Origin of the sequence: Enterobacter sp. N18-03635 (genome assembly GCF_004006055.1) — a bacterium.
GTDB lineage: Bacteria > Pseudomonadota > Gammaproteobacteria > Enterobacterales > Enterobacteriaceae > Enterobacter > Enterobacter vonholyi.
In genome coordinates this window covers 1,808,824-1,824,046 of record NZ_CP034769.1, presented here as the reverse complement: position 1 = coordinate 1,824,046, position 15,223 = coordinate 1,808,824, and the positions used below count along the sequence as shown (strand labels likewise).

Sequence of the window (15,223 nt, the reverse complement as noted above, 5' to 3'; positions counted from 1 at the left end):
GCGTCCTCTTATTGCTGTTTGAACTTCAGCTTCTCGATCGTAGCGGCAAAGTTTGGCAACCATTTCTCATGCGCCAGGATCATCTCGCTGGCCAGCTGCTCCGCGTCGCGGTCGGAATGCACCAGCGGGCTAAGGTTCAACGCCAGCAGCACGTCATTGAGCTCGCCGCTTAGCGCCGCATTGCTTGCCGCCACTTCAAAGCCTTTGATGGTATGAATCAGGCCCATGACCTTGTCATCGAAGCGGGTGATACGGGGATGCGGTTTAGCACCATCGCGTCCCAGGATGCAGGTCATCTCAACCGCCCAGTCAGCCGGAATATTGTCGATATGGCCATGATGCGGCACATTCACATAGTGCTCCGCCTGCTTGTCGTTGTAGATGGCGTTGATCACTTCGCACGCCGCATCGGAGTAGTACGCCCCGCCACGCTGCTCCAGCTCTTTCGGTTTGACGTTCAGGTTCGGATCTTTATACAAATCGAACAGCTGCTTCTCGACCTTCTGAACGATCTGCGCACGCGCGCCGCCCTTATAGTACTCTCCCATTTCGATGGCCAGCATCTCTTTCTGCTTGAAGTAGTAAAGCAAATACGAGCAAGGCAGCAGATTCAGCGAGCGGATCAACCCTTCGCTGAACGGCAGGTCAAAGATGTTTTTCACCGATGCCGCCGTCAGGCGACCGGAAGCCACGCCGTCCAGCAGTTCGGCAAACCGCGATTTACCGTTCACGATAACGTCTTTAATGAACACCATGTGATTCAGGCCGAACAGGTCGATGGAGAGGTCGTCGCTGTCGGTCAGCTCCAGCACGTCGCGGATGAACATCTTCATGCCGATCGGAATATTACAGACGCCGATAAAACGTTTGAAGTTCGTATGCCGATAGACCGCCTCGGTCACCATCCCGGCCGGGTTGGTGAAGTTAATCACCCAAGCGTTCGGGCAGATCTCCTGCACGTCATTGACGATGTCGAAAATGACCGGGATGGTACGCAGGCCTTTAAAAAGGCCGCCCGCGCCGTTGGTCTCCTGCCCGAGATAGCCGTGGCTCAGGGGAATACGTTCGTCCAGCTCACGCGCTTTCAACTGGCCGACGCGCAGCTGGGTAGTCACAAAATCCGCATCTTTCAGCGCCAGACGACGGTCCAGAGTTTTATGCACGGCCAGAGGCACGCCGGCTTTTTCCACCATGCGCTTGCACAGGTCGAAAATAATATTCAGCTTTTCCTGACCTTCCTCAACGTCCACCAGCCATAATTCGCTGACCGGTAATTCATGATAACGTTTCAGAAAGCCTTCCAGTAATTCCGGGGTATAGCTGCTGCCGCCACCAATGGTTACGACTTTTAATTTCTTCTGCATAATATCTCCCTTAGCGTATCAGGTTAATCGCCTGCAAGGTATAGCGTGCTCTTCCCGCTATTTGGGCAAGCCATTAAAGCAATATTCGTGGCGGGTAATCCGCCGACAGTTAATTAATTACCGTTAAATTTTTCCGGTAACTGTTCGGTGTGAATGACGTCAATTTCTTAAAGGTTTTAATAAACAGGCTGGGGCTGCTGTATCCTGACTCGTATGCAATATCGGTGACAGAATAGTTGGTGATTTCCAGCTGTTTTTTAGCAAAATTAATGCGGATTTCATTAATAATTTGCACGGGCGTTTTACGATAGTAGCGCTGCGTTGCACGGGTCAGATATTCCTGGGATTTCCCCGACAGGGAGACCATATTTTCCAGCGCATTTTCGCTGAACTGGCCTTTATCGTGCATCAGCTCAACGGTGCTGCGCAGCCACTGTGGAATATCATCCGTCACCTGCTGCTCTTCACGATGATGGCGCAACCGGTTCATCACGTAGAAGGTCACCGTTTCAATAAACTCATCAAATTCATTGTCGCGGAAGTTAAGCGAGGCGATAACCGTTTCAATCCACGTCATGAATTCGTTTTTGACCCGATAGACCTGGGAGGCCACAAAGCAGAACGGCACCAGCGGCAGATAGTGCTTCTCGAAGAATCGTCTGCTGACGCCCACGTTCAGAATACGGGTGGCACCAAATTCGTAAAAGCTCTGGTGGTAAGACCCCATCGGCAGGAAGACAAAATCCCCTCGTTCAAGCAGGACGCGCTTACCGTTGATCTCCTGAAAGTAGCGACCGGTCAGAACAATCGTGAACTCGTAGTAGTCATGCTGGTGCAGACCGCTGGCGCTCTCCGTTTTGTTGTAGATAACCACGTGAAAATTTTTGCCGTTAAACAGCTGCTGTTCAAGCGCGGTTTTGATTTCCATCGTGCTGACCTCCTGCTACTCAGTCTGACTTACTGCATCTTCTCGTGAAGCTCAATGAGCTCCGCCACCAGCTCGCGCGCCAGCATCGAGGTCATCAGGTGATCCTGCGCGTGGACCAGCACCAGGCTGACCTTCATCTTTCCTTCGCCCTGATCGCTTTCAATCAGCTTTGTTTGCACCAGATGCGCTTCGTTCAGCGCCGTGCGGGACTGTTCCATCATGGTTTTTGCCGCGGCGAAATCCCCCTGCTTGGCCTGCTTCAGTGCGCCATAGGCCAGGCTGCGGGCCTGCCCTGAGTTGATGATAAGCCCCATCACCACTTCTTCGAGATCGTTCTCAACGGCTTCGTCTGCGACAATACTATCCAAATCTAACATGTTTAAGCTCCTTGTGGCTGGCGCGGGTTTCCCCGCGCCGGTCAATCTTAGAATTTCAGTGAGAGGGCAATATCCTCTTCGCTCTCTTCTTCATCAATGATGGTGGCGGCTTTGTTGGCAATCGCCACGAACGGCATGTACAGCAGGGTGGCAACCCCGAGGTTGAATATCGCCAGCAGGAAGGCCGCGACGCTGCCGTTGGTGTTGAAGAAGGCGCCCAGACCCGCCGGCATGGTCCACGGCGCAATGTTGGTGACCGGTGGGATGATGCCCATGTAATACGCCGTCAGGGTGATAGCGGCCAGCAGCGGCTGAATCAGGATGAACGGAATGAACATTACCGGGTTCATGATGATTGGCAGACCGAACAGAATCGGTTCGTTAATCTGGAAGATGCCTGATGGCAGCGCCAGCTTCGCGACCTGACGGTAGTCAGCACGGCGAGAGACAATAAAGACCGCGATGATCAGACCCAAGGTCGCCCCGGTACCGCCCAGGAAGATATAGGAGTCAAGCATCGGCTTCGCCCACACATGGAAGGTTTTACCCGCTGCCAGCGCCGCGTCAACGGAGCCGTACTGTTGGTAAAGCGCAACGTTTTCCAGTGCCCATGGGGTCATAATTCCGCTGTCCAGCGCGGCCAGTGCCAGTGAACCATGCACGCCAAAGAACCACAGCAGAGAGGTGAAAATCACATACGCCCAACCGACCACGCCACCCATCGACGCCAGCGGCGTAGAGATAGAGTCCATGATGATCTGGTGGAAGTTTGTGCCCCAGTGGGAGAGCGCCCAGGCGATAATCCCCATGATGGAGAGAATAATGAAGCCCGGAATCAACGCGGAAAATGAACGAGAAACAGAAGCCGGTACGCTATCCGGCAGGCGGATAACCCAGTTGCGGCGGATAATAAAGGTGAACATCTCTGCCACCACCAGGCCGATAACAATACCGGAGATGATGTTGGCCCCGCCCAGCCAGTTGGCGCCGACGGCATAGGCTTCACCCACGCTGTATGGCGTTACGGTCATAAAGGCGGCGACGGATAATAACCCGGCGGCCAGCGGATCCACCTTACGCTCTTCTGCCAGTGCCATCCCAATAAAGAAAGGCGCCATCAGCGACATAATCCCCAACGTACCGTTATAGACGTTGCCGCCGATGGCTTTAAAACCATTAAGGGTTTCAATAGTAGAAGCGTCTAACCGAATTCCTAATGAATAAAAGAAGGAACCTTCACCAAAGCTCAGAAAAACGTTGTTAATTAAAACGAACATGGCCCCGGCCAGCGTCAACGGCATTAATTTAATAAAGCCGTTTTTGATGGCATTAACGTGAGGCTGCTTTCCTATTTTAACAGCAAAAGGAAGGAGTACCTTTTCAAGTGAAGCGATGACTTTACTCATAGGAAAATACCCTTAAATGCCGTAACGCATGTTACGGCGTATTGTGTGTGAAATAACTCTTTGACGGGAAAAATAAAAATTAATTAGCAGCTTTTTTAATGGCTGCCACAGCAGCTTTAAGAACACCTAAACCATCAATTTTGCCGTACAGCCCCGAGTCGATCACTTCGACCGGTTTATTCGGTAACAGTCGTTGAATTTCGGGCAACATATAGGCAATTTGCGGTCCCAGTAAAACGACATCGGCTGTCTGACCTTTTTCGCCCGCCAGCGTCTCGGGGAACGCTTCAATCACCACAGGGACTTCATACTTTTCAGCCTGCGCACGCATCTTTGAAACCAGAAGCGAGGTTGACATGCCCGCTGAGCAGAACAGGTAGATATGTTTCTTTTCCATCGTGATTTCCCTCTTGTATGACTACCTGCCATCGCGCTATCACTCGACTCGCTGTCCCAGCAGACAGGTAGCTCGCGTACTGTTGTTTATCGTTGGAGTGAGTATACGCAATGGTACAGACAGGGGATAATTCTGGATAGACTCAAATTGTCTCTCATTGACCTGGCTTGTTGACTCCCTTCACATTTCGGGCAAATAATTCGCGCAAAGAAATAAGATTTTCTGATGCATAAAAAAACCGGCCCTGGGGGCCGGTTTTTTACATCCTCAGGCAAGCAGGGTTACTGCGCCTTAGGTGCCTGCGGATCGGTATCGTATTCAGCACAGGTCTGATAGCCGGAGTTAATCACATGGCCGGTATCATCCAGGGCGACAAAGTAGGTTTCTGCCTTACCATCACGTTGACCCAGGATATAGGTCTGGCAGGTCCCTTTCGCATGAATCATGGTCACTTCAGAAGAAGGTTTACCGGCAATCGCAGCCACCTGCGAACGGGTCATCCCTTTTTTAACGTCTTTTACTACGGGCTGCGTAAACTGATCCTTAGTGCGATCGTAAGCCGTACACCCTGCCAGCATAGTCAGTACCGCCGCTGCGCTAAGAATTCCTGCTACGTTCTTGTTCATATTCCGTCCTCTTGTTTATCAGCGTGTTATCTAAGCATGGGATAAAAAGTACTATTGTTCAACTTTGTGAGTTACGCCAGACGAATTTCGGAAAATTCTAATAAAACAACGATAAGCTGCTAAATCGGCGCAAATTAGCGCACTCGAAACTGTGATCCTTGTCGTTTCTCGCCCAAAGGGTTAGTTTTAACAGCTAACACATTCTGTTTATGTACTGCATATGGAGGGCGTGATGGCTCTGCAACAAGAGATTATTCAGGCACTGGGCGCGAAGCCTACGGTAGATGCACATGAAGAGATCCGCCGCAGCGTGGATTTTTTAAAATCGTATTTAAAAAAGAACGCTTTCCTGAAATCCCTGGTGCTGGGCATCAGCGGCGGCCAGGACTCTACCCTGACCGGTAAACTCTGCCAGATGGCGATTTCAGAGCTTCGCGAAGAGACGGGCGATGAGACGCTGCAGTTTATCGCTGTGCGCCTTCCTTACGGCGTACAGGCGGACGAGCAGGATTGCCAGGATGCCATTGCCTTCATTCAGCCTGACCGCGTGCTCACCGTGAATATTAAGGGCTCGGTGCTGGCAAGCGAGCAGGCGCTTCGCGAAGCGGGCATTGAGCTGAGCGATTTTGTCCGCGGCAACGAGAAAGCCCGCGAACGTATGAAAGCACAGTACAGCATCGCCGGGATGACCAAAGGCGTCGTGGTCGGCACCGACCATGCGGCCGAAGCGATCACCGGCTTCTTCACCAAGTACGGCGACGGCGGCACCGACATTAACCCGATCTTCCGCCTGAACAAGCGTCAGGGCAAGCAGCTGCTTGCCGCGCTGGGCTGTCCTGAGCATCTGTATAAGAAAGCGCCGACAGCCGATCTGGAGGACGATCGCCCTTCCCTGCCGGATGAAGCAGCGCTTGGCGTCACCTATGACAACATTGATGATTATCTGGAAGGCAAAAAGCTGGATGAACGTACCGCGAAAATCATCGAAGGCTGGTATCTGAAAACCGAGCACAAGCGCCACACGCCCATTACGGTGTTTGACGACTTCTGGAAAAAATAAAGCAAAACGGTAACCCCGTTTAGTAGGCCGGGTAAGGCGTCGCCGCCACCCGGCTCTTTTTTAACCACCACACTCCTGCTACACTGTATAGCTGAACAGTATATGGAGCAGTATGTGAGCAGGCGTCAATCCGCCCCGCGTCTTGAGTTTGAAGCGGCGGCAATCTACGAATATCCCGAGCACCTTCGCCCCTGGCTTGAAGCATTGCCTAAACAGCCGGGCGTGTACATCTTTCACGGCGAAAGCGACACGCTGCCGCTCTACATCGGCAAGAGCGTTAACATTCGCAGTCGGGTGTTATCCCATCTGCGTACGCCGGACGAGGCCGCCATGCTGCGCCAGTCGCGACGCATTACCTGGTTCCAGACGGCCGGAGAAATGGGCGCGCTATTGCTGGAAGCGCGTTTGATTAAAGAGCAGCAGCCGCTGTTCAACAAGCGCCTGCGCCGCAACCGTCAGCTCTGCTCCCTGCAGATCAACGATGGCAAGCCGCAGGTCGTCTATGCGCGCGAGGTCGATTTTTCACATGCCCCCAATCTCTATGGGCTGTTCGCCAATAAACGCGCCGCGCTCCAGGCGCTGCAGACGCTGGCAGACGAGCTGCAGCTTTGCTACAGCCTTTTAGGTCTGGAGGCAACCACCCGCGGACGCGCCTGTTTCCGATCCGCGCTGAAGCGCTGCGCCGGTGCCTGCTGCGGGAAAGAGAGCGTTGAGGCGCACCACGCCCGGCTCCTCTCCGGTCTGGGGGCCATCAGCGTGAAGTGCTGGCCCTGGGAAAGCGCCGTTGCGCTAAAAGAAGTGGGTGACGCGATGACCCAGTATCACATCGTCAATAACTGGCTCTGGCTGGGCGCTGTGGACGACATCAACGACGCGGCAACCCTGCTGCGCACGCCCGCTGGATTTGACCACGATGGCTACAAAATTCTCTGTAAACCTGTCCTGGCCGGTAAGTTTGAGATCATTGAACTCAATGGCCTGGCAGCCACGTGATTTCGCTGAACAATAAGGTGCCCTGAGCTTCCAGCAGACGCAGCGTATGGGTACCCTCCTCCCAGCTGGCGCCCTGATCGGCCGTCAGCAATTTATCACCCAGCTGCCACGCCCCGCTTAACACAAACACCACGCCCCCGCGTGAGCCAAAGGTGGTAAAGGTACGGTCAGCCACGCGCACCTTCGCCCGGCAGCAGTCGCGCCGGGTCATGATGTTGAAGTCCATCGCCATCCGCCCATCGGACAGCAGCGCTTTCACCGGCAGATCGCCGGCAAAGCTGTAGGGCTGATGGTGCTTGAGGGTATGGAAGAATGCCTGACCGGCATCCAGCGTCACCTCCCCTCCTTCAAGTAACGTGATCACCCGGTCGACGCCGGGAAACGAGGAAAATTCGCCGTTGCTGGCAATAGTCGCGATACTGGCTCGCCATTGAAAATCCCGCGTCGCGGGAGGGAAACAACAAATCTCACGCGTTTCACCCGCACCATTGCGCCAGAGGCTGACCGGCATCTTACGGATATCAAAGAACTCCATCACCACTCCTGAATGGCACAACCCGTGCCAGGGCAAGGATATCGCTATCGTTGCTGTCTTGTTTGTTATCGTTGGGTATTCACAGAAACAGTATCGGCAGCAGAGCGGGCAGGCCTTAGCGGAACGTTAATAAAAATTCTAACGCCATGACTCTACAAACATTCTCTAATGCGACTACAGGAGCATACCGCGCTGGCGGCGGCAGGCAAGAGGGCAAGAAAGAAAAACCGCCGGTCCTGTCCACAGCGATTGCGCTTTTGTGGACAGGATCCCGGCGGTCTTAAGAGAGTGAACCGATTATTCGGTTGGTGCTGGCATTTTACCTTCCATCGCCGGACGTTCTGTCAGACGCTTCTCAAAATTCGCATTAAATTGTTTTTTCTGTTCCGGGGTCAGAATGTTGTAGATCTTGTTCTGGGTTTCCATGTGAGCCAGCATGCGGGCTTTGTGCTGCTCGGCCATTTTGTCGATCTGCGCTTCGGCTTTCGCCTTATCGAAGCTGTCGCTGGCGATGATGTCATGCATCGCACGACGCTCTTCAAGCGGTGGACGTTTCATCTGGTCGCGTTCGCCTTTTCTGATATCGCGGATCTGCTGCTTCTGCGCATCCGTCAGGTTGAGATCCTTGAACATCATCATCTCGTTGTGCATACCCGGACCTTTATGATGCATCATCATTTTGCCTTCAGCAGGCGCGGCAGGTGCAGTGGTCGCAGTATCTGCGGCGAACGCCATGCTGGTAGCGCCCAGAGCCAGGGTAGAAGCAACAAACAGTGCAGTAAACTTACGCATAATTTATTTCCTTTCTTTCAGTTATTCTTCGGCGCTATGCCGTGTTGACGAGATTAACTTTACGGGGTTTATCGTCAATTAGTCAGAGCAACGGTAAAACAATGAAAGTGTAAAAAACAAATTTTCGCCAAATGTGGAGGAAATAAGGATAAAGCGTGGAGAGTTGCAACGAAAAATATTTAATACGATGATTTAAAAGCGATTTAGCAGAAGTATAACGGAGTGAAGATGAATAATAAAGCAATTCACCAGGAATATTCTGCAAAACAGGCACCGGCGCTTTAATTGTTAAGAAAAGGTATTTTAGTTCCCCTCCCGGATGAAGAGAGGGGAAAGGTTCAGGATATTTTTTCCAGCATCAGTCCGGCACGCAGGCCAAACGCCACGCTCGGGTTAGGGAATAAAACATACTCGGTGGTTTTCTGCACCTCGTAACGCTCCTCGCCATCCTCGGCCAGCAGCGCCCCTTTGCGAAACGGCGTGAAGTTTAGAGTATGCGCGGCCATATGGAGCAGGAAGGCGTCGCTGCGGCGCGTGATCTGCTGTACGACCCGATACCGCTCGACGGGCAGATGCGTATGCTCGAGAGCCGTTCCGCCCAGCAGCGCCCGAAGGGCGAGATGCGTTGGCGCAAAGCGGGTGAGATCGTTTTGCCCAAACGGCAGCGCTTTCCCCAGCTCCAGCGTACAGGACAACGCGCCAAAGTGCTCACAGGTGAAGTGCGTAAAGGTTCCGCCCGGCGACTGGTGAAACACCAGCGCCTCCAGCCCGGCGTCTCCCAGCCAGCTCAGGAAATCTTCCTCCCACGGCTGATTGCGCTGCGGCAGAACGCCAAAGCGGACATGGTAGGACGCGCGGATGGCCGTATGCAGATCCAGATGCCAGCGCACGGGACCCGCAGCGGCAAAGAACGCGGTCACCACGTTCTCCAGCCACTGTGCCCGCGCCGTTTCGTCACTCTGCGGAAACTGCGACCAGCGCCCGCCGAACATGCGGTTAATGTCGCTCACCAGATACCGCTTGTTTTGCGCCAGCGCAGGGGGATTGCCGAGCACCACCAGCACGCGGCACTTCAGGGCAATTTCATTGCGATACAGCGCGCGCAGCAGCAGATCGACAATCTCAACGGGCGCCGTTTCATTCCCGTGAATGCCCGTTGAAAGCAGCAGCGAGAGATCGCTCTTTGCTGTCGGCGTCAGCTCAAGCACCCCGCGCCCCAGCCACCGCCAGCGAAATGAGGGGCCATCCCCCTCTTTCTGTTCCGGCGTTTCATCGGCCAGGGTCAGCGCCAGTAAATTTTCCATACCCACTCCTTTAGCGCTGGAACGGATAAACCGATCCCAGCTGCAGGATTGTCGACAACGCGTCCAGCGCCTCGCGACCTTCGCGCAGAAGCTGCGGGTCAACCAGATCGGCCTGCGTTAGACGGTCGCGATAGTAGCGATCGACCCAGTCATTCAGGCGCGTAAAGAGCGTATCGTTCATCATGACCGCCGGGTTAACCGCCTGCATTTCGGCCTGAGTCAAGACCACGCGCAGACGTAAACAGGCTGGACCACCGCCGTTGGCCATACTTTCACGCAGGTCAAACACGCGCAGTTCGTCAATCGGGTTATCGGCCTTCACCAGCTCGGTCAGGTAGCGCCACACGCCCTGATGATCCCGGGACTCCTGCGGCAGAACCAGCATCATGCTGCCGTCATCGCGGCTGAGCAGCTGGCTATTGAACAGATACGTTTCGACCGCGTCCTGCACGCTTACCGCCGCCGTTGGCACCTGGATTGGCGTGAAGCCACGCACGCGCTCATGCAGCGTGGCGAGCAGCTTTTCCTGATGGGCAAACGCCTGCTCGTGGCAGAACAGCACCTGGCGGTTAGAAACGGCGATCACGTCGTTATGGAATACGCCCTGGTCAATCACATGCGGGTTTTGCTGGGCAAAAACCACCTGGGAAGGATTGACCTGATTCAGGCGGGCAACCGCCTGGCTGGCCGCCAGCGTCTGACGCGCAGGGTAACGGGTTGGCGCGGCGTGGCCCCCCTCTTCTCGCCCGTAGATAAACAGCTGCAGGCCCGGGTCACCATAATCGCCCCCCAGGCGGTTATGGTTGGCCGCGCCTTCGTCGCCAAACATCGCCACCTGCGGCAGGGCCTGATGCACCGCAAAAAGGGCGTCCTGGTTGAAAATGGCGCGCAGCACGCGCTCGGTGGTTTCCGCTTCGGTGGCGCGGTGAAACTTGTTATTCAGGTTCGCCACCGTCAGGTGGACTTTGCCATCCAGCGTATCGGCTGACGGCGCGACGGTTGCCGCGTTGGCGACCCACATCGAAGAGGCCGAGCTTGCCGCCGAGAGCAGGTGCGGCGTCTGCGTACCCGCTTTTTCAACCACCTGCTCATCGGTGCCGCTAAAGCCGAGCTGACGCAGCACCGCCACGTTCGGACGCTCCTGCGGCGGGATCACCGCCTGCGGGAAACCGGCATCCGCCAGCGCTTTCATCTTAAGCAGCCCCTGCTTCGCCGCCAGCTTCGGGTTGGAAACCTGAAAGCGGTGCTTCGTGGAGGCTTCATTACCAAAAGAGAGACCGGCGTAGTGGTGCGTCAGCCCCACCAGCCCGTCAAAGTTGACTTCACGCGCTTTCATGGCGATCCCCTCCGGTAAAGTCCAGCCCCGGATTAAGCGTCTCCGGCAGCGTCAGCGCCGGGGTTTCCAGGCTCGCCATCGGCCAGGCACAGTAATCGGCGGCATACCACGCGCTGGCGCGATGGTTGCCCGATGCGCCCACGCCGCCGAACGGCGCGGTGCTCGCGGCCCCGGTCAGCGGTTTATTCCAGTTCACGATCCCGGCGCGCGCTTCCAGCAGCAGTCGATCAAACTTCTCGCGATGAGGCGAAATCAGCCCGCTCGACAGGCCGTAGCGGGTGTTATTCGCCATCGCAATCGCCGCATCAAAATCGTCGTAACGCCAGACGCACAGCAGCGGACCAAAGACCTCTTCATCCGGGACGTTGCTCGCGCCACTCATCTCTACGATGCCCGGCGTCAGCAGCGAGGTTCCTGGCTGAACCAGCTTCGGCTCCAGCAGGGTTTTCGCGCCGCGCGCGACGTGGTCCTGCCAGGCCTTCAGCACGTTCAGCGCGGCCTGTTCGGAAATCAGTCCGCCGATAAACGGCTGCGGATCGGCATCCCACGCGGCTGGCACCAGGCGCGCGCTTACCTCTACAAGACGTTTCAGGAAAGCATCACCCTGCGCACCTCTTTTCACCAGCAGACGGCGGGCACAGGTGCAGCGCTGTCCGGCGGTTATAAAGGCGGACTGAATAGTCAGGTGCACCGCGGCGTCGATATCGTCAGGGTCTTCCACTATCAGCGGGTTATTGCCCCCCATCTCCAGCGCCAGAATTTTTTCCGGCTGCCCAGCCAGCTGGCGGTGCAGCTGATAGCCCGTCCCGGCGCTGCCGGTAAACAGCAGGCCGTCGATATCGCTCAGCGCGCTCAGCGCCTGACCGGTTTCCCGTCCGCCCTGCACCAGGTTCAGCACGCCCGGCGGCAGGCCTGCCTGTTCCCACAGCTTAACCACCGCTTCGCCGGTTAATGGCGTGAGCTCGCTCGGTTTGAAGATGACGGTATTGCCCGCCAGCAGCGCGGGCACAATGTGCCCATTCGGCAGATGCCCCGGGAAGTTGTACGGACCAAACACCGCCAGCACGCCGTGCGGACGGTGGCGCAGCGTGGCCGCGCCGTCCGGCATGTCGGTGTGCTGTTCGCCGGTACGGGTGTGGTACGCCTTCACCGAAATGGCGATTTTGTTGATCATCGCCGTCACTTCGGTTGTCGCTTCCCAGCGCGGTTTACTGGTTTCAGACGCGATGATGCGCGTCAGTTCGGCCTTGTTTGCCTCCAGCAGCCCGGCAAACTTTTCAACAATTTCCTGGCGCACGGCGAAAGGCTGTTTTGCCCACGCCGGAAACGCGCGGCGGGCGGCGCGGCAGGCTTGTTCTACCTGCCCGATGCTGGCGTCATGCCCCTTCCAGAGCACCTCTTTTCCTACCGGATTAGTCTTTACGCGCTGTTCGCCTTCGCCCGTGATCCAGTCACCGTTAATCCATAATGTCATGCTGTTTTCTCCTCAGGGCAGAGACGCACCAGGCGAACCTTATCGCCGGCGTTACATTTCAGGGCATCCAGTTCTGCAGCCGTCAGCACCAGACGTTCACATTTCGGGTTGGTCCGCACCAGCATGGCGCGGAAGTTGGCATAATTTTCGTTCGCCACCAGGCACGCCGGCCAGTCGCCCGGCGCGGGCTGGCCTTCAGAGACCTCAACCAGCCGGCTCTTACGGATCGCGCGCACGCGGTCGATATCGCACTCAAGCGTAGGCCCGCCGTCAAAGATGTCGACATAGTTGCGGTAGCGGAAGCCTTCTTTCTCCAGCACCGCGCGGGCGGGTGCGGTTTGCGGATGCACTTCGCCGATCACCGCCTGCGCTTCCGGGCTGAGGAAATGGGTATAGATAGGATGCTTCGGCATCAGTTCGGCAATAAAGGCTTTCTGGCCGGTGCCGCAGAGATAGTCCGCCCGGCTGAACTCCATTGAGAAGAAGCGCTCGCCCAGGCTCTCCCAGAACGGCGAGTAGCCGGTGTCGTCGATCACGCCGCGCATCTCCGCAACCACTTTTTCGTTAAAGCGATCGCGGAAGGCGGCCATAAACATAAAGCGCGATTTGGAGAGCAGATAGCCGTTGCCCTCTTTGCGCCACGCAGGATCGAGGAACAGCGTGCAAAGCTCGCTGGCGCCCGTGTGGTCATTGCAGAGAAACAGCGTGGGCAGCGCGTTATAGACGTTCAGCTCTTTCGAGGCGTGAACCATGGTACCCACGCGGTAGTTGTACCACGGGTCGTTAAGCCCGACGGCCACTTCAATGGCGCAGATCCCGGCTACGGTCCCCGTGTCGGTGTCTTCCAGCACGAACACATACCCCTGTTCGCTTTTTGGCAACGTCCCCTGCCAGGTTTGCAGGGCGCGCTCAATGCGCGCCGACAGCGTTTTTTCATCGGCAGGAAGCGAGGTCAGCCCGCCTCCCGTCTTACCGGCAAGCTGCATGAGCCCGGCGAGATCGCCGCGCTCAACGGGACGGATGACCATCATGATGACACCCCGGATTTCACTTTTTCACACGCCAGCGCAAAGCGGTCCAGACCGGTTTGCACCTCTTCCTCGCTGACGATCAGCGCGGGAGCAAAACGCACTACGTTGGCACCGGCAATCAGCACCATCACGCCCACTTTTGCCGCTTCCTGTGAAATAAGTTTAGCTTTCCCGGCAAACTCAGCTGTGAGCTCGCAGCCGATTAACAGCCCCAGGCCGCGGATCTCTTTAAACAGCCCCGTTTTGCCGTTGATGGCGTTCAGACGCTCAACAAACCAGTCGTGGCGCTGCTTAACGCCCTTCAGCACCTCAGGGGTGTTAATGATGTCGAGCACCTGTCCGGCGACGGCGGTGGCCAGCGGGTTGCCGCCGTAGGTGGTGCCGTGGGTGCCGACGGTCATCACGCTGGCGAATTTATCGGTGGTCAGCGTCGCGCCAATCGGGAAGCCGCCGCCCAGCGCTTTGGCGGTCGACAGCACGTCCGGCGTGACGCCGTAGTGCATATAGGCATACAGCTCGCCGGTGCGGCCCACGCCGGTCTGCACTTCGTCGAAAATCAGCACCGCGTTGTGACGATCGCACAGCTCACGCAGCCCCTGCAGGAACGCTTTTTGCGCAGGAAGCACGCCGCCCTCGCCCTGCATCGGCTCGACGATCACCGCGCAGGTGGTGTCGTTAATCAGCTCGCTGGCGGACTGCAGATCGTTATAAATACCGTGACGAATATCCGGCGGCAGCGGCGCGAAATCCTGCGAGTAGGAAGGCTGCCCGCCTGCGCTGACGGTAAAGAGCGTGCGTCCGTGGAAGGCATTTTTGAACGCAACGATACCGCTCTTGTGGGTTCCAAATTTATCGTGCGCATATTTGCGCGCCAGCTTCAGCGCCGCCTCGTTGGCTTCCGCCCCCGAGTTACAGAAAAAGACCTTCTCCGCAAACGTCGCGTCGATCAGTTTTTTGGCCAGGCGCAGCGCGGGCTCGTTGGTGAAGCCGTTGCCGGTATGCCAGAACTTCGCCGCCTGATCGTTCAGCGCCTGACGCAGCGCCGGGTGCGCATGACCCAGCGCGTTCACCGCAATCCCACCTGCAAAGTCGATATACTCTTTACCCTGCTGATCCCACAGGCGCGAGCCTTCCCCACGAACCGGAATAAAAGCCGCCGGAGCGTAAACCGGCATCATCCATTCATCGAAATTTTCACGCGTAATTGACAGAGACATAGCGACCTCATCCGGTAAATAAAAAGTTATTTGAATGTTAAATAATTGAGTGTTTGCACTGTGAATGTAGATTGCAGCCTTCGTGCCAGCCAGCGATAAAATTGCATAAACGGGTTGAGGTAACAGAATATCAATAAGTTACAATATGGAGTTATTCACATTTAGTGCATAAAAAGTGAATATTTTTACGACAAGCGGCGCTTTGCCGCATGAAAATCAGAAAGAGTATGCACAGGCCAAATATAATTCTGGAATTGTGATCGCTCGCGAAATTTATCGGTCATTTACGCCCTGTTTGAGGGCGAGGCGCGTCAGAATGGTGCAAATATTGCACCACCGGCATTATCTGTTGCAGTTATTGGCCGAAGCCGGTAACAGTTGAC

The 15,223-nt window shown here is 55.9% G+C and carries 15 protein-coding genes; 2 read left to right on the top strand and 13 right to left on the bottom strand.

What is annotated here, in order from left to right; genetic code table 11:
* Positions 1-8 precede the first annotated feature (8 nt).
* From ELK40_RS09435 to osmE, 6 genes are all read right to left on the bottom strand, one after another.
* Positions 9-1,364, bottom strand: a complete 1,356-nt coding sequence (locus ELK40_RS09435; RefSeq protein ID WP_127730468.1) for a 6-phospho-beta-glucosidase — start codon at positions 1,362-1,364, stop codon at positions 9-11.
* A gap of 109 nt (positions 1,365-1,473) precedes the next feature.
* Positions 1,474-2,292, bottom strand: coding sequence for a transcriptional regulator ChbR (chbR, locus tag ELK40_RS09430; protein WP_127730466.1), 819 nt, complete (start codon positions 2,290-2,292; stop codon positions 1,474-1,476).
* A 29-nt stretch (positions 2,293-2,321) separates the two neighbouring features.
* The gene (chbA, locus tag ELK40_RS09425; RefSeq protein WP_111965604.1) at positions 2,322-2,669 is read right to left on the bottom strand and encodes a PTS N,N'-diacetylchitobiose transporter subunit IIA; all 348 of its coding nucleotides are present in this window, start codon (positions 2,667-2,669) and stop codon (positions 2,322-2,324) included.
* A 47-nt stretch (positions 2,670-2,716) separates the two neighbouring features.
* Positions 2,717-4,075, bottom strand: coding sequence for a PTS N,N'-diacetylchitobiose transporter subunit IIC (gene chbC / locus ELK40_RS09420; protein ID WP_032657878.1), 1,359 nt, complete (start codon positions 4,073-4,075; stop codon positions 2,717-2,719).
* 79 nt (positions 4,076-4,154) lie between these two features.
* A complete protein-coding gene (chbB, locus tag ELK40_RS09415) occupies positions 4,155-4,472 on the bottom strand; it encodes a PTS N,N'-diacetylchitobiose transporter subunit IIB (RefSeq protein WP_008500676.1) in 318 nt (105 codons plus the stop codon).
* Between the two features lie 281 nt (positions 4,473-4,753).
* Entirely contained in the window at positions 4,754-5,098 is a 345-nt protein-coding gene (gene osmE / locus ELK40_RS09410) for an osmotically-inducible lipoprotein OsmE (RefSeq protein WP_010430142.1), read from the bottom strand.
* Between the two features lie 232 nt (positions 5,099-5,330).
* Here osmE and nadE point away from each other — a divergent pair, with 232 nt between their 5' ends.
* Both nadE and cho read left to right on the top strand, forming a co-directional pair.
* A complete protein-coding gene (gene nadE / locus ELK40_RS09405) occupies positions 5,331-6,158 on the top strand; it encodes an ammonia-dependent NAD(+) synthetase (RefSeq protein WP_111965602.1) in 828 nt (275 codons plus the stop codon).
* Between the two features lie 114 nt (positions 6,159-6,272).
* Positions 6,273-7,151, top strand: a complete 879-nt coding sequence (cho, locus tag ELK40_RS09400) for an excinuclease Cho (RefSeq protein ID WP_115874817.1) — start codon at positions 6,273-6,275, stop codon at positions 7,149-7,151.
* On the opposite strand, the gene ves is transcribed toward cho, so the two are convergent.
* From ves to ELK40_RS09365, 7 genes are all read right to left on the bottom strand, one after another.
* Entirely contained in the window at positions 7,129-7,686 is a 558-nt protein-coding gene (gene ves, locus ELK40_RS09395) for an environmental stress-induced protein Ves (RefSeq protein WP_115874816.1), read from the bottom strand. The two genes, cho and ves, sit on opposite strands and share 23 nt — an antisense overlap.
* Before the next feature lie 297 nt (positions 7,687-7,983).
* Positions 7,984-8,478, bottom strand: coding sequence for an ATP-independent periplasmic protein-refolding chaperone Spy (gene spy, locus ELK40_RS09390; protein WP_047651943.1), 495 nt, complete (start codon positions 8,476-8,478; stop codon positions 7,984-7,986).
* 338 nt (positions 8,479-8,816) lie between these two features.
* Positions 8,817-9,782, bottom strand: coding sequence for a succinylglutamate desuccinylase (gene astE / locus ELK40_RS09385; protein WP_127730464.1), 966 nt, complete (start codon positions 9,780-9,782; stop codon positions 8,817-8,819).
* A 10-nt stretch (positions 9,783-9,792) separates the two neighbouring features.
* On the bottom strand, positions 9,793-11,118 hold the full coding sequence (gene astB, locus ELK40_RS09380) for an N-succinylarginine dihydrolase (RefSeq protein WP_127730462.1): 1,326 nt from the start codon (positions 11,116-11,118) through the stop codon (positions 9,793-9,795).
* Positions 11,105-12,592 carry a succinylglutamate-semialdehyde dehydrogenase gene (gene astD / locus ELK40_RS09375; protein WP_127730460.1) on the bottom strand — a complete coding sequence of 496 codons (1,488 nt, stop codon included), beginning with the start codon at positions 12,590-12,592 and terminating at the stop codon, positions 11,105-11,107. Before astD ends, astB begins: the two co-directional genes overlap by 14 nt.
* Entirely contained in the window at positions 12,589-13,623 is a 1,035-nt protein-coding gene (gene astA / locus ELK40_RS09370; protein ID WP_008500686.1) for an arginine N-succinyltransferase, read from the bottom strand. Before astA ends, astD begins: the two co-directional genes overlap by 4 nt.
* Positions 13,620-14,840 carry an aspartate aminotransferase family protein gene (locus ELK40_RS09365; protein WP_029742016.1) on the bottom strand — a complete coding sequence of 407 codons (1,221 nt, stop codon included), beginning with the start codon at positions 14,838-14,840 and terminating at the stop codon, positions 13,620-13,622. The genes astA and ELK40_RS09365 overlap by 4 nt, the downstream gene beginning before the upstream one ends.
* Positions 14,841-15,223: the final 383 nt, after the last annotated feature.

Bases quoted from the DNA above. Each gene is read 5' to 3' on its own strand.
- spy (WP_047651943.1), bottom strand. From the start codon at position 8,478: ATGCGTAAGTTTACTGCACTGTTTGTTGCTTCTACCCTGGCTCTGGGC.
- chbR (WP_127730466.1), bottom strand. From the start codon at position 2,292: ATGGAAATCAAAACCGCGCTTGAACAGCAGCTGTTTAACGGCAAAAAT.
- chbB (WP_008500676.1), bottom strand. From the start codon at position 4,472: ATGGAAAAGAAACATATCTACCTGTTCTGCTCAGCGGGCATGTCAACC.
- chbA (WP_111965604.1), bottom strand. From the start codon at position 2,669: ATGTTAGATTTGGATAGTATTGTCGCAGACGAAGCCGTTGAGAACGAT.
- ELK40_RS09435 (WP_127730468.1), bottom strand. From the start codon at position 1,364: ATGCAGAAGAAATTAAAAGTCGTAACCATTGGTGGCGGCAGCAGCTAT.
- astB (WP_127730462.1), bottom strand. From the start codon at position 11,118: ATGAAAGCGCGTGAAGTCAACTTTGACGGGCTGGTGGGGCTGACGCAC.
- chbC (WP_032657878.1), bottom strand. From the start codon at position 4,075: ATGAGTAAAGTCATCGCTTCACTTGAAAAGGTACTCCTTCCTTTTGCT.
- ves (WP_115874816.1), bottom strand. From the start codon at position 7,686: ATGGAGTTCTTTGATATCCGTAAGATGCCGGTCAGCCTCTGGCGCAAT.
- osmE (WP_010430142.1), bottom strand. From the start codon at position 5,098: ATGAACAAGAACGTAGCAGGAATTCTTAGCGCAGCGGCGGTACTGACT.
- astD (WP_127730460.1), bottom strand. From the start codon at position 12,592: ATGACATTATGGATTAACGGTGACTGGATCACGGGCGAAGGCGAACAG.
- ELK40_RS09365 (WP_029742016.1), bottom strand. From the start codon at position 14,840: ATGTCTCTGTCAATTACGCGTGAAAATTTCGATGAATGGATGATGCCG.
- astE (WP_127730464.1), bottom strand. From the start codon at position 9,782: ATGGAAAATTTACTGGCGCTGACCCTGGCCGATGAAACGCCGGAACAG.
- astA (WP_008500686.1), bottom strand. From the start codon at position 13,623: ATGATGGTCATCCGTCCCGTTGAGCGCGGCGATCTCGCCGGGCTCATG.
- nadE (WP_111965602.1), top strand. From the start codon at position 5,331: ATGGCTCTGCAACAAGAGATTATTCAGGCACTGGGCGCGAAGCCTACG.